8 protein-coding genes, 1 rRNA gene and 1 pseudogene are annotated in these 15306 nt (G+C 44.6%); 5 read left to right on the plus strand and 5 right to left on the minus strand.

All coding sequences use genetic code 11. The annotated features are described in order from the left end of the window. The first annotated feature begins 214 nt into the window (after positions 1 to 214). Both E0E16_RS10755 and E0E16_RS10760 read left to right on the plus strand, forming a co-directional pair. Positions 215 to 1138, plus strand: coding sequence for a DUF488 domain-containing protein (locus tag E0E16_RS10755; protein WP_130830292.1), 924 nt, complete (start codon positions 215 to 217; stop codon positions 1136 to 1138). Between the two features lie 2 nt (positions 1139 to 1140). Then, positions 1141 to 2019 (plus strand): DUF8758 domain-containing protein, encoded by an 879-nt coding sequence (locus tag E0E16_RS10760; protein WP_231556652.1) that lies wholly within the window; start codon positions 1141 to 1143, stop codon positions 2017 to 2019. Positions 2020 to 2533: 514 nt separating this feature from the next. Here the strand turns inward: E0E16_RS10760 and nrdG are convergent. Continuing rightward, complete coding sequence (gene nrdG / locus E0E16_RS10770; protein ID WP_130830293.1) at positions 2534 to 3016, minus strand: anaerobic ribonucleoside-triphosphate reductase activating protein; 483 nt, start codon at positions 3014 to 3016, stop codon at positions 2534 to 2536. Further along, entirely contained in the window at positions 3000 to 5141 is a 2142-nt protein-coding gene (nrdD, locus tag E0E16_RS10775) for an anaerobic ribonucleoside-triphosphate reductase (RefSeq protein WP_130830641.1), read from the minus strand. The genes nrdG and nrdD overlap by 17 nt, the downstream gene beginning before the upstream one ends. Positions 5142 to 5671: 530 nt before the next feature. Between nrdD and E0E16_RS10780 the strand changes: the two genes are divergently transcribed. Further along, positions 5672 to 6985: a M64 family metallopeptidase gene (locus tag E0E16_RS10780; RefSeq protein WP_130830294.1), complete on the plus strand. Its 1314-nt coding sequence runs from the start codon at positions 5672 to 5674 to the stop codon at positions 6983 to 6985. A gap of 100 nt (positions 6986 to 7085) precedes the next feature. On the opposite strand, the gene E0E16_RS10785 is transcribed toward E0E16_RS10780, so the two are convergent. Beyond that, positions 7086 to 8201 carry a helix-turn-helix transcriptional regulator gene (locus E0E16_RS10785; RefSeq protein ID WP_130830295.1) on the minus strand — a complete coding sequence of 372 codons (1116 nt, stop codon included), beginning with the start codon at positions 8199 to 8201 and terminating at the stop codon, positions 7086 to 7088. A gap of 847 nt (positions 8202 to 9048) precedes the next feature. Between E0E16_RS10785 and E0E16_RS10790 the strand changes: the two genes are divergently transcribed. After that, complete coding sequence (locus E0E16_RS10790) at positions 9049 to 11871, plus strand: leucine-rich repeat domain-containing protein (RefSeq protein ID WP_130830296.1); 2823 nt, start codon at positions 9049 to 9051, stop codon at positions 11869 to 11871. Between the two features lie 14 nt (positions 11872 to 11885). Beyond that, positions 11886 to 14429, plus strand: a complete 2544-nt coding sequence (locus E0E16_RS10795; protein WP_130830297.1) for an InlB B-repeat-containing protein — start codon at positions 11886 to 11888, stop codon at positions 14427 to 14429. Positions 14430 to 14684: 255 nt separating this feature from the next. On the opposite strand, the pseudogene E0E16_RS14465 reads toward E0E16_RS10795, so the two are convergent. Both E0E16_RS14465 and rrf read right to left on the minus strand, forming a co-directional pair. Continuing rightward, a pseudogene (locus tag E0E16_RS14465) lies at positions 14685 to 14861 on the minus strand (IS982 family transposase); the annotation flags it as partial. A 272-nt stretch (positions 14862 to 15133) separates the two neighbouring features. Then, positions 15134 to 15246 (minus strand): 5S ribosomal RNA (rrf, locus tag E0E16_RS10810). Positions 15247 to 15306: the final 60 nt, after the last annotated feature.

Below are 15306 nucleotides of genomic sequence, written 5' to 3' on the forward strand. Positions count from 1 at the left end.
GACAAGAGAATTATGTCGATACAAAAGAAATTGAACGAAAGACCGAGAGAAAAATTAAACTTTTCTACTCCAAAGTGTGAATTCTTCAAATACGTTTTATAATTTTGCACTTGCTGGTTGACTCTGCGTACTGTTAAATGCTATTTTAGATATACATTAAAATTGCCAAGATTGTTGGCTTTATTAAAGATAATTTGTAACTTTGCCCAAGAATATGCAAGTTTTGTATTATAGAAGGAAAATTATTTTGGCGTTGCTCGAAGCGCTTGGGAAAGATGTTTCTGCAAAGAGTTTGCAGAAGTATCTATTCCTTTTTACGCGTAGGCAGGTTGGTGAGAAAGCCTTTGATTTTGTTCCTTATAAATACGGCTGTTTCTCTTTTCAGGCCAATCAGGATTTAGTGGTTTTATCCAAGCAAGGATATTTGGATATAGAGAAAACAGAAAGAAAAGACAGCCTTTATCATTCCTTGCATGAAACTCATTTTATCAGGGATTTGGATTTGTTTGATACTCAGGCTATTCGTGAAGTTTGCAAATTATACGGTAACATGTCTCAAAATGAGTTAATTGCCTATACATATAGAACAAACCCATTTACAGCAATCAATAGTACAATTGCCCAGTACTTGCTGACGCAAGAAGAAATGGATAAAGTCAGGAAATACAGGGAACGGTACAAATTCACCTCTTCGGTGCTGATGACCATTGGCTATGAAGGATTTACCCTTGAAAAGTATCTGAAGCAACTGATATGCAATGATATTAGAGTGTTATGCGATGTTAGGAAAAATGCGTTCAGCATGAAATATGGTTTTTCCAAGGGTATTCTACAAAAAGCCTGTGAGGGCGTAGGGATCAAATACATACATGTACCTGCGTTAGGCATAGAATCTGAAAACAGAAAAGCACTAAATACTCAAGAGGACTACGACCGTCTGTTTGAGGAATATGAGCAAACCTCATTAAAACAGAATTGGGATGCGTTATTATATGTGCGTTCTGTTTTAGACGAGGAAAAAAGAGTCTGTCTCACTTGCTTTGAGAAAGATCCAAGGCAATGTCACCGTACACGAGTGGCAGGAGCCTTGATGGAATTGCCGAATGTAACCTATGATTTTCAAGAAATTTTGTTATAATTATGCGGATATTAGTATCTGTAATGACTTATCCTTCTCTATCGGAAAAACACCTTGAAACGGTATGCACAGCAGGGTTTCGTGAGGATGGCTCTTGGATAAGGATTTTCCCAATCCCCTATCGGGTGATTTATGCGGATAACGATGTGCCTCGGTATCACAAATGGCAATGGATAGAGGTAGATGTGGAGAAAAGGACTCAGGACAGTAGGCCAGAAAGTTACCATATCTATAATATTGATACGCTTAAAATCGATCCGAATATCCTTGGTAAAAATGGCAAAGGGACAGATTGGAATTTAAGGCTTCAATGGGTTCTGAAAAACAAGATGGTTTTCACAAATATGAGTGAACTTCTTGCCTTGACGACACAGAACAAAATTTCTTTAGCCGTATTAAAACCTACACATGTGAACCGAGTGGTATGTTGTGATCTGAGGAAGAAAGACGATGGCAAGAGCATGGAAAAATTTGCTGATAAATTGTCAAAACTCAAAGCGAAGTATCAAGCAAAGTTGCGCCAATTGAACATCTTTGAAGATAAACAGGACATGAAGGATTCTTTTCAATTTGCAGAGAAGATTCCTTATAAATTCAGTTATGAATTCGTAACTGAAGATGGAATAACGCGTACCCTCATGATTGAAGATTGGGAAATTGGAGCTTTATATAGAAACTGCATTCGAAAAGATAAAAGTGAAGAAACCGCTGTCCAGAAAGTTATCAGGAAATATGAGGACATGGCGAAAAAAGATATTTATCTGTTTTTAGGTACTTCATACGAGTGGCATAAAAGAAAAGCTCCTGATCCTTATTTAATTATCGGAGTCTTTGCCCCTCCCAAAAACAGACAATTGGACTTAGACCTATTCCCTGTTTAAGAAAAAGTTAGCAACTGCATGTACCATCATTAAGACAACAGTTATTGGACTAAAAGACTAACAAGCCATCTCGCACATACCGCAAGACAGCATAAACTTGTAAGGCATTCATTCTTTTATATCTTTTCGCACCAAAAAACGCTTGTTATTCGGTAACAAAGTATTATCTTTGCAAACAGAATAACAAGCGTTCTTTGTTAGGCAGAAAACAGCGAAGCCAAGTAGCTTGCTCGTTTCTAAATCGTTACCTATTCAGTTTCAAAAACGAGGTAACTTACTTATTTTCAGTTAGTTGTATTTTGAGAATTGTTTAATGCTGCAAAAGCTCAGCTTTTGAAACGCGTTTCGTAAGCGTCTGATTATCAACGCTCTTTCTTGCTGATACATTTCTTTCCGTCAATATGCTTGCCAGTCCGATAAATTGCCCCTTGTCGCGCGTGAATCAATATTTGAAAAATTCTTTGTTCGCACGGAATAATCGGACAAGAGGAATGTGAGAATGGCACCACTCGGATTATCCTTTCCGGAAACGGGCGGTGATATCGTTCATAACAGGTTCGGCAGTGGGTCCGGCACAAAGGTGGAACATGCGTTGATTGGTGCGTGGGCTATCTAAGCCTCCGAGATGCCGCAGATAAGGTCCCACCTTGATGTAGTCGAAACAGCGGCGATCGATGTCGGAGGCTATGGTGGTGCGTCCGGTGTACCAACCAATCTTCAGCTCGGGATGTGCTTGGCGCAGATAGCGTGCCAGTTCGCTCACGCTTTTTGGTTCGGCATCGCCACCCATCAGTCCCACACAGGTGAGATCGGGAATTGCCTCTTCGCTCAGAAGCTCCTCAAGTCGATGAATCGTCAGTGGTTGTCCGATGTCCTGCCATAAGTACGCGCTGTGGCAGCCCGGACAATGACAGGGACAGTTGGAGAGGTTGATGGCGAGCGTTACCTCGTCGGGGAACTCCTGAAAGACAATGTCGGTATTAACGTACTTCAGCATTCGCGAGACATTCTTCCGGTTTTTCCTCCGCGTTGTATTTATCAGATGTGGCGTAGTAGCGTCGGGAGGCTTCCTGCTGTCGGGCAACCGAGAAGTTGCTGACGCGTTTCATGTATCCGATGATGCGCGTTAGATAGTCCACATTTGTGGAATGGCAGTGCGGACATTCCTTCAGGTTGCGCTTGTCAATGTGTCCGCAGTCATTGCAGATGGTGTTGGGAATGTTGAAGGTGAAGTAGTTGCATCCTTCTTTTGCTGCCACCCTGAAGAGTTGTCGATATTGAGGTTGCGAGAGGTGTTCGTCAAGATTCATGTGCAATGCCGATCCGCCGGTAAGATGCTCTATATAGGGTGCACCGTGCAACCTAAACTTATCAATGATGGTGAGCGAGTTGTCTTCCACACGATAGAAATAGCTGTTGTAGCAGTCGCGCGGAACGAAGTAGCCATCGGCTTTATCCCATTTGGCGTGTTTCACTCCTACGTTCTCCGCCGGTATCATCTCGCAGTTGAACATGGCTTCCTTGCTTCTGTAGGCTTTGTTGTATTTTTCTATGAGCCCGAGCACACCTTGCACAAATTCCTTGTAGGCATCGTTTGGAGTGATGTCAAGCCCCATGAACTCCGCAGCTTCCACAAGTCCGTTGATGCCGATGGTGAGGTATTGCCGGTCGATGTTGATGTAGCCGGCATCAAAGAGAGGCAACATGTGGTTGCGGAGCAGATCTTTGAGATTCTCGTTGTAGGCGAGCTGCACCTTGTGGCAGAGGTCTATGATGTGGGATAGGTATGCCTTGTAATCTTGCTTGTTGTTAACGGCGTATTGTATGCATCGGTTGAGGTTGATGGTGAGCACGCTTTTCGACCCAGTGGAGACGCCTCCCGCGCCGAGAGTGTAGGAGAAGCCGTTGTCTTGTATCTCGTTGCGCAGACGACAGCAAGAACTGAGCGAGTCGGCGTTGTCGCTCATATAGGTAAAGAAGCTGTGTCCCTCCGCATACATCTCAGAGGCAAAGTCTGCCCATTCCTCATCGCGGCACTCGCCGTTCTCAGATAACAATGCCATGGTTTCCACGGGGAAAGTGAGCACAGTCTTGGTGCGCTCTGCGTTAAACCATTTCATGAATCGTTTTTGCAGCCATGACACGGCGTCCCAGTCGGGTTGCGTGCCGTCAGGGAAGAAGAAATTACCGAAGAGCGACTCAAAGTAGAAGCGGTCGTAATAGGATATGTTCCAAAACACTGCCTGATAGTTGCGCGCGCCGGTGGGCTGATTGAGCGAATAGACAATTTGCTCGAAATAATCGGTGATAACTTTGTCTATGGTGCGTTTCTTCAGGCTGAGGTCGGCAGGGCTTTCAGGGTGCTGCCAATAGTCTTTACCATATTCTTTTTGTATGAAGTAGTTCATGTACATGAGAAATTCCGGAGTGGCACAAGCCCCTGCCAGCATACTTGATACCATAAAGACCATGTTGATGAACCCGCCACAGAAGCTCTTGAGATTGGTGGGAGCGGTGGAGTTGCCACCGATGGAGGTCGTACCACCGATGAGCCACGGATACATGGTGATGGAGGCGCAATAATTGGCAAGGTTGGTCTCGTCGTTCTTGTAGATGAAGTGGTGATTGAGTAAGTCGAGGTACTCGTTGGCGAGGTCTTTGCCATACATCTTCTTAATGCGGTCGGTGAGTAGTCTGCGGTTCAGACGAATGAAACCCTGTTTGGGCAGTTCGCCAATGAGAGTGGCGATGTTCTTATGCTCCACGTTGGCGTTGGCATCGAACTTGGAACCGGTGGCAGCGTTCTCCGCTTTGCAATAATCGGTGAGGAAGTGCATCTTCTCCAGCACCTCGCGGTCTTCGGTGTGTTGCTGTCGATAGACAATGAAACTTTTCGCCACCTTGTAATGTCCTTCTTTCATCAAGGCTTCCTCCACTTGGTTTTGGATGTCTTCTACCTTGATGTTGTTGTGAATGTCAAGATTGGCGAGCACGCGCGACACAGTGCCTAAGTCGGTGGGTTCGTTCACACTCTCGAATGCCTTGGCGATGGCATTCATGATTTTGTCAAGCGAGAAACGTTCTTTCGTTCCATCGCGTTTGGTGATGCTGAAATTCTTCATTTCCATTGTTTGGGATGATAAATTTTTATTGTCGGTTTACCAATTCTTGCAACGCATTGGTTGTATGTTTTGGGAAACTTTGGTTGTTTTTATTTTGTTTTAGTTTTCTTTTTTGGATAACTTTTCTGCTTACAAAGGTATGCAAAAAGTTTTATTATGACAAAGAAAATGTTGCAGAAAATATTATATATTTTTTCATTTCGTTCAAATATAATAATATAAGTAATTGTATGTTAGCTATTTATATGCCTTTACTTATCTCTTCTTGTTTCTTTACTTGCTCTACTTTTGTAAGTCGATGGATCGTTCGTTGATTTTCTTTTTGGAAAACAATGATTATCTTTTTCTACTATTTAGTTTTTAAGTATATGATTATTTAATTATTCTACTTCATCTTTTCCATGACTGAATGTAATCAAGAAAGATGTAAATCGGATGAAATACGTGGTGAAATAATTTGGCAAATTAGCGGAAATTGTTTTCCTTTGTAATCGAAACAGATTGCATAACCTGAAAAATCATAATTTACGATGAAGAAAATTCTATCCCTTTTCCTGTTCGCACTCGTCTCACTGACAGTGGCGGCGCAAGAGTTCCAACAGTATTTCAAAAATGCCACGCTGCGCATAGACTATGCTTTCGCAGGAAACGCCGAACATCAGAACATCGCGCTTGATGAACTCTGCGAAGTTCCGGGATGGTATGGTAAACGCGAGAGATTGGCGGAACTGCCGGTGCAGGGAAACGGACAAGTTATCGTGCGCGACCATCGCTCACAAAGGGTTATTTATCGCAACTCGTTCTCAACGCTCTTTCAGGAATGGCTGTCGTATGATGAGGCGAAGACCGCGAGCCGCACCTTCCAAAACGTCTTTCTCGTGCCTTTCCCGAAGGATACGGTGGACGTTACGGTGGAACTGAAAAACAACAGAAGAGAAACCATGGCAAAACTGACACATATGGTGGTGCCGACGGATATCCTTATTCGGAAGATAGGCGAAAAGAACGTAACGCCTTACATCACGTTGCAACAGGCTGCGGACACCTCACAATGTATTCACATCGCTTATATCTCGGAAGGCTATACGGAAGCCGAGATGCCCATTTTCATTCAGGATTGTAACACGGCGATAGAGGCACTCTTCGCGCATGAGCCGTTCCGTTCTATGCGCGACAGGTTCAACATCGTGGCAGTGAAAGCTGCTTCGGAGGAGAGTGGGACATCGGAACCGGGCAAAGGCATATGGAAAAACACCGCACTGCACTCGCATTTCAACACCTTCTATAGCGACAGATATCTGACCACACTGCACTTGAAAGATTTGCACAATCTCTTGGCAGGCACGCCTTACGAACACATTATCGTATTGGTAAATACGGCAAACTATGGTGGGGGCGGAATTCTCAATTCCTACAATCTTTCCATGACACATCATCCGGCATTCAAACCGGTCGTGGTTCATGAGTTCGGGCATTCCTTTGCCGGACTGGGCGATGAATATGCTTATGGCAACGAACAAATACCCATGTATCCGCGCGATGTAGAGCCGTGGGAACAAAACCTTACTACTTTGGTGGATTTTCAAGAAAAATGGGCTGACATGGTGAACGCTAAGACGGCAGTTCCCACTCCACAACCCAAAGATTTGGACCGACCGGACAGCAAGAAAAAGAATTGGAAGATAGGAGCTTACGAACCGGCAGGCTATTCTCAACATGGAGTTTACAGAGCCTACCCCGATTGCCGGATGCGCACCAATGCCAATCCGGAATTTTGTCCGGTCTGCCAACGTGCCATCCGCAGAATGATTGATTTCTACACGACACCGGAAAAGAAACAATAATCGCTGCCACTGATGTTATGCACACATCTATTGGTTGAGAAAAGATAAAAAATCTCATACACCTATTATTAATAAAGGCTGATAATGAAAAAAGGTTTCTCTATGTGCGGGGCGTATAACCCTTGTATTTCTTGAAGTTGCGGTAAAACGTGCTAGCCGACAAATAACCCGATAGCCCCAGTACAGTTTCCACCGATAAGTCTTTTCGATTCTTGAAAAGCTGTTCAGCATAATCGGTGCGCAAACGGTTGATGTATTCGTTGAAGCTCATGCCCATCTCTACATTGAGCAATTGCTGTACGTAGCGACGATTGGTGCCCATGTGACGCGCCACATCATCTACTTTGAGATTTGGTTGCAGGAATAGTTGTTCGTCAATAACTACATATTTTAGCTGCTCTGTTGAGAAATTGCCCACGCATGAACATTCTCCCGATTGCTCTTCTTCCTTATCTATATCGACAAAGGAGAATTGCTGGCGATAGCCAAAATATCCTATGGCAAAGAGCAATATGCTGAACACCGTAGAGGGAATGAACAGCGTCAATGTCTGACCGGTAAAGGTGCATCGCCCGATAGCGTTAGCCACAATGGAAATCACGCCCGTAACCAGCAGGAGCAGCAAGATGGGGGTAATGCCGCGCAGCCGCTTGTCATCGGTAGAAGCATAGATGGAATCCACCAAACGGTTATAACTCTTTATCTTGCGGAAGCCCAACCATGCTGTAAGCACCACACTGATTGCGAATAACACCTTGCGCGCTTGATGCAATATGGTCTGTAGATAGCTCAAAGGGGTTAGTTCATCGAATTGATTGTGATAGAGGTGAATATCAAAGAAGTGAGCAATTTCCTCAGGGGTCATGAGTAGGTAGATAATCAATGCGGTTATGCCAAATACCAATGGCGGGAATAATACCAAGGCGTTCAACCTTGTTGATACGCGTCCTTGGGTCAGTTTCGTGATGTAACGCAGATAGAGAGGAAAGATAGCCAAATTGCAGGTAATATACATCGAATCGACAAAGGGCAGCACTTGATACTCATAGTTAAAGAAGACACAGTGCCCGGAATATAATAAGGTTGCGGTAATGGCCCACAATAACAATTCACCATGTGCTGCCCGATTGCCGTGCTCGTGCAACTCTAACAGCAACATCACTACCCAGAACATGCACACCAACATGGGGGTTATGGTTATCAATGCTTGAATCATACGTTGTCAGACTATTATTAAAATTTCTTGGGCGGATATTTAATCACCTTTTGCATGTGGACAATTTCTATCTGTCGTCCTCGTACCCTAAACAAATGTATTACCAATCAACAGAGGAAACTTGATGGATGACAATCGTCAAACCACATTACTTTAACGTGCTCATTTATGAATGAACACTTGATTGCGAAACAAAAATAATACTTTTTATTTAAATTTCCAAAACATACGTCGTTATTTTTATCTTAAGGCAGAGGATATTCCTATTGGAATGCAATAGTGTTCTAAATATTTTTGAGAAAACTCACGAAACATCACATCAAACCATACGTCCCGACATGTTTCTCTCTAACCACATATATGGCGTATATCTCCTTGTGTCTCCAATTCGTATTCAGGTGATGGCAAACAGACTCTTGATACCGAACATTCGCCTTGTCATCGTTATGAAATAACATGACAAAAACAGAGAAGAAAGTGCCCTTTGTAATCTGTTGATAATCAGGATGATATTAATTGCTATTTAAAAGCTTACCTTTTGCACTCCGATTCATGACCTTTTGCATTGCAAAAGCTAAGCTTTTACAACGCAAAAGGTAAGCTTTGATGGATAGAATAAGAAATATTTAGGACACTATTGAGCCGGATGGCATAAATTATGGTTAATGACAAATCATCTTTATCCCATTCGTTATTCACGTCTTGACATTTCAGAATCGCAAATAATCGACACAAAAAGCACTTTTTCCGAATTTGCAATACTGTTTTTCCGAATTTGCAAGTACCCCCAATCACTTTTTGTTTTATATTTACGAAAAATTTTAATAATCAATAAAAACGCAAGCTTATGAAACGCATTCAACTACTTTCAGTAATGTTGCTTACCATTATATATGGTTGGGCGCAAACAACAGACATCACCGAAAAAGTGAAACTTCAGACATGGTCAGATCCCATAAAAATCCTTAACGATGATGCCAAACCTTGGACCACCAACGACAATGCCTTTGTGTATTCGCAGGCAATAGCTCCGGGAGAGATTACCACACTCACGGTAAATCTCAAACCGACGGTAAGATCCACTTTCTGCTTTGACGCTTATCAGGGTGCAGAAACCGACAAACAAGATGAGTTGCGCACCAAACTGGAGGTAAAGGTGGACGGAACAACTTGGAGAACGGTGAGCAGCACCGTGCTGTATAGGCGGAGCCCACGCTTTTTTATCGACCTTGATGCCGGTAGCCACACCATCACTTTCACGGTAACCAACGACCGACCTGATGGTGGAAAACACGACCTTCGGCTGGGCTTCTACGGTTTGATGAAAACCAACGACATCGTAACCGCTGAAGTTACAGAGCCTGGCAGTCTGGGACAGGAAGTTCTCTACAATGTGGAACAATTGGCTGACGTGCGACGGCTCAAGGTAACCGGAACACTCAATGAAGCCGATTGGACCACTATTGGCAATATGAGTGGCACCCTTTGGGAGATTGACCTTTCAGGTATCACCAATACCACCATACCTGCAAGTAGATTCAAATGTGTGGGCAATGATTGGCAGTATCTAAACAAGGTAGTGCTCCCGGCAGGTCTTACCGATATCGGAGATGCGGCTTTCTATAAGTCTCACATCACCCGGATAAACTTCCCCAATGGACTTAAGACCATTGGATACGACGCTTTCAGAGATAGTAATATCGAGAGTGCCATGCTGCCCGACAGCTATTGCAGTGCTGACGCCACTTCCGGGAATGGAGTGTTCATGAATGCATATATGCTGAAAGAACTCAGTATCGGCTCCAATGTGAAAATCCTCGGATCATCTTTCCTTCAGAACTGCGTCTCGCTTCAGAACTTTACATTACCCGATAATGTGGAAGAAGTGTGGGAAAATGGATGTTCAGACTGCTGGAACAACGACTTTGGCAGTTTGTCTCATGTTAAAAAATTTGGCAAATATAGTATGATGAAAACGGCTGTAACCGCCATTAAACTCGACAATGTAACAGATATGAGCAACAATGTCTTCTACGCATGTTCAGAACTTAAAAGCGCGGAACTCGGAGAACGATTTTTCAAATTTGATAAATATAGCTATGGTAATTTCGTGGCATGTCCAAAGCTCACCACCTTCAAAGTGAATAGTCCCACGATGTGCCATTATTATAGTGTGTTTACCAATGAGTATTTAGCCAACATGACGCTGCAAGTTCCCAACTACCTTGTAAATACCTACAAAGCCGATGGGAACTGGTTGAAGATGGGACACATAGAAGGCTTTAGCACCGAAACCGCTGATTGGTTGCATATACAAGAAAACCTCACTTTCGGGGCACGTCAACGCATGGAAGGACGCCCCAACATCTATATAAACAACGGTCTTATATTCAAGATAGGAGGTGAAACTGCCCAACAGTTTGGCAAATTCCAAATACATGCCGACCGTGAGAATGAAAGTTACACACAGATCATCAGTACCTGTCCCAATGTGGATATCACCACAGCGGATATATGCCAATACACGTGCAATGATCACAACTATTCGCACGCTTATGCATGGTATGCACTCTGTCTGCCCTACGATGTGTGCGTGGACGACATCAAGCCCACAGAGGGCGATTTTGCCGTGAGATACTATGATGGAGCCAACCGCGCTACTAATGGCGCGACTGGCAGCTGGAAAGATTTTGAATCGGGTGCTGTCATCCCTGCGGGAACAGGATTCATCTATCAGGCCAGCAAGGATGGCGTATGGAGTCATTTCCCATCTCATGGCACCGGCGGAAACCAAATCATGAGCCCCAACGCGCATACAACCACACTTGCGACCTACGCAGCTGAAGCTCCTGCCAATCAGAGCTGGAATTTGGTTGGCAATCCCTACCAATGCTACTACGATGCCAAGCAAATGGAATTCAATTCACCCATCACCGTGTTCACTCCGTATTATGGTGGCTTCCAATACAATGCTTATTCGCTGACTGATGACAACTATATTCTTCGTCCAAACGAAGCTTTCTTCGTACAACGACCGGAAGGTATAGAGAGCATAACTTTCGCATTGGCAGGCAAGCAAACCGATAATACCGTCCACACCGCAGGCGCGAAACCCATACAGATGGAAGCAACAAGCAGCCGACAATTGCTCGACTTGACCATCAGCAAGGACGATCAGAACGACCGTACACGCGTGGTGGTGAATGAGAAAGCCTCTATCGACTATGAAATGTCTTGCGATGCCGGTAAATTCTTTGGTGAGGGGCTTCAAATCTATACCATCGGAAACGATGGCTCTTGTTATGCCATCAACGAACGCCCGTTGGGTGAAGGCATGGTAACTGTGGGTATCATCATACCTGCCGATGGAGAATACACTTTTGCGCTGACCCGCAACGAAGCCAGCCGCGTGGTATTGGTAGATATGGAAACCGGCACACAAACCGATCTGACTTCCGGCAACTATAGCTTCCAAGCTGTCAAGGGCACTGATAACGAACGCTTCGCACTGAAGATTGAAGGTAAACCAACCGGCATTGAAACCATTTCAAACACCGAAATCAAGACAAGAGCTGTTTACGACCTCACAGGTCGATTGGTAGGTAACTCTATTCAAGGACTGAAGCGAGGCATTTATATCGTGAACGGCAGAAAAATTTATGTAAAATAAGTAAAGACTGCCCTATGAGAAGAAAAAGATATTTAATGATGGGGATGTGGCTGATAGGCTGCATCACCGCATTCGGACAAGGGAAAGGTGGATTCAATCCACCGAACCCCGGAGAGCCCGATGCACCTAATTTGCCCCATCGGCTTACCGTATTGGCGGAGCCGGTGCAAGGAGGCAATCCTTCGCCAACGGGAAAATACGTCCAAGGTGCTATCGTAAACCTGAGGGCTAATCCCGCTATGGGATATAAATTCACGAAGTGGACCAATGAGGATGGTGTTGTGGTTTCAGAGAAATCGTCGTTCAACATCACTAAGAAAGAAACTCCGGAGACGTTCACAGCCCATTATATCTACCAGCCGGGCAGTCCCGGGGAACCCGACGACCCATGGCTGACACTCACCATACCCCTGACAGTCATTGCGAGCGAGGGTGGCTACGTGAGTGGAGGTGGCAAGTATTTGCCCGGCAAGAAAGTAACGGTGAACGCTTCGCCTTCAACCAACTATGTGTTCAGCCATTGGAGCAGTCAGGATGTGGAACGGCTCTCCGAGACGGCAAGTTTCACCTACACCGTAAGAAATCAACGCGACACACTGGTGGCTCATTTCAAGTTCGTCCCGGCATCGCCCAATGAGCCCGATGCTCCGGATCTTACGCCTAAACATCACATCTTCACTATTGCCACTGAGGGGGGAATCGTGTCAGCGGATCAATACATAGCTGAGGGGAAGACTGTTACCATCAGTAGCAGCTGTAATGTGGGCTATGTTTTCTTGGGGTGGTTTAAGGATGGGCAGCCATACAACAACAATCCCAGCTTCTCTTATACAATGGGAGAAACCGATGTAAGCTTTGAAGCTCGCTTCCAATTCAACCCTGCCGCACCAGACGAGCCTAACTTCCCAAGTTCTGCGAAGAAACAGGTGTTCTATATTGAGCGCACCAACGGCTTCCAAGGGGAAGAAATGAACCTGTCGGTGTTTCTCTCTTCACTCAATGACATCGGCGATATGACATTTCAACTGTCATTTCCTGCGCAACTCATGCCATCGATAGAGGAAGGTGTAACCTATTCTGAGAGACTGGAGAAATATCCTACGAAGACTTGTGTGAAATCGGATGACACAACACTGAAATTCACCTTTGCCGGGGATACGCTTCGGGCAGGCAACGGCGCGTTGGTAACCTTTAAAATCAAAGTGCCAAATGAACTCCCCACAGGCAAACGCTACCCGGTGCGCATGGCGCAAATCTCGTTTACTGAAGTAGGGGCTGAGACAAGCACGACAGCCAACGCGCGAAACAGCCATATAGGGGTGTACAAACATGGCGACGTGAATGGCGATAACAGCATTGATCTTGCGGACGTTCATGCCGTAATGCTCTTTATCAAGGGATTGGTAGAGCCGTCTGACGGATTCATACGCGAGGCCGCTGATTATAACAAAGATGGTATCGTGGATGAAATCGACTTAGAACACCTTATCACTCTATCGCAGAGCAGCGTTATAGATATAGAGGCGAAAGCTTCAGCCAACAGTTTGTCAATGTCTGCATTCGAGACTTCGCAGAATGTCACGCACAGGTGTATGGAAAGTATTGAGGTCTGCCTTACCAACGAAGTGGATGTGTGGGGCGTACAGTTTGATGTGTTCCTGCCGGAGGGTATGACGCTCGATATGGAAATGCCCGACCAAAATCCTTTGGAACGAAACACGCTACGCACCGGCGAGGAAACTGACAACTTCAAGCAGATAGCCACGCCTTTGAAAGATGGTTGGACACGCATACAACTTTACCCCTCATCGGTGGAACGCTTCATCACGGGCTTTGAGGGCGAGCTGCTCAGAATGCACTACTGCACCGACAGTCGATTGCCGTTGGGAACAGCAACTATTGAACTTCGCAACGTGGTATTGATTCTGCAACGACTTGATTACGATCACCCGGTGGCTTTGCCATGCAAGGTGCAAGTAAAAGACTTTATCCCCTCTCCTTACGATGCAGATATGGTCATCGATGAATCGCACTTTAGCACATTTGTGGCTCCTTTTGATGTACCCATACCTCAGGGAGTAAAGGCTTATGTCTTGACCAATCAGGACGGAAAGACCGCCTATGCACAAAAGCTCAACAATACCATCCCTGCCAACACGCCGGTATTGGTGTATTCCGATGAGATGACAAACCTCCTGTTTAGCGGGCGACTTAATTCGCAAAATCCCGTAACGTACGGCATATTGACAGGTGTGTTCAAAGAAACCATGGCTCAAGCCACTTCATTCCTCTTGGAGGTACAAACAAATGGAGACCCTCACTTGCGTTTGGCTTCCGGAACCTCAACCATAATACATCCCGGTCGTGCTTATATCGCGGATCTGCCTGTCGTGGATGGTACAGACTTGAACATAAGTTGGGACGAAGTACCTAATGGCATCGTGCCTATCTTTATAGACAAAGAAGATCAAACTATCTACGATTTGCAAGGAAGAAAGTGCTATCCCACACGCCCCGGCATCTATATCAAGGGGGGACGGAAAGTGATTTGCAAATAACGCGAAGAACATCGGGATTTTTCCATGATATGCTTTAGCAATGATGAAGTGAAAGTAAATGACTCTCTTTGAATCAAAGTAGAGGAAAACAGACAATATAATCCCAAATTGGTCATTATAGGATTAAACATTTTTATTTCTGTCCGCTAAAACTTTTTTGAGCATAAAAAATTAGGGCTGGATTCCTCGCATGGAATTCAGCCCTTTTACTTAGTCGTCCCTCAAGAACTACGCGAATTCGGGATAAGAAAATCTTTAGAAAAGTTTCAATAGCCTTGATTTCTCTACGTGTACCGGCAGTGCTTCCGGCTTATTCTCAAAGAAACAACAGGCCGTAAGAGCAGAACACAAGTTCATGATGAAATTATGTATTGATCGATGCCGTGAATGTACAAGATTAGTCTTGTTCTTGAGCAACTCATTGATACATTCCCATTGTCCGGAAGATAAACCCTTCAAAAAGTACTATCGTTTTATCAAAAAAGTACTATCGTTTTATCAAAAAAGTACTATCGTTTTGCACAAAAAGTACTATCGTTTTATCGAAAAAGTACTATCGTTTTTAAATAAGCTCGCATATTTATTGGGAAAAGCCTGTAATTCCTACTATCAGGGCTTGCTCGGGACTTGCACTCGTTGGATAATCTTCATGCCAAGCGTACAACGAAAAAGCCTCACGGATTTCTCCGTGAGGCTTCGCTAAAAAAAGGCAGCTACCTACTCTCCCACATTGCATTGCAGTACCATCGGCGCAACCGGGCTTAACTTCTCTGTTCGGGATGGGAAGAGGTGGAACCCCGGCGCAATAACCACCTGAATATCGTTAAATAAAACACATATCAACAAGCATAAGTAAAGAATTGCTGAAAACAATGAA

It is taken from the genome of Prevotella rectalis, assembly GCF_900607215.1.
Taxonomy (GTDB): Bacteria; Bacteroidota; Bacteroidia; order Bacteroidales; family Bacteroidaceae; genus Prevotella; species Prevotella brunnea.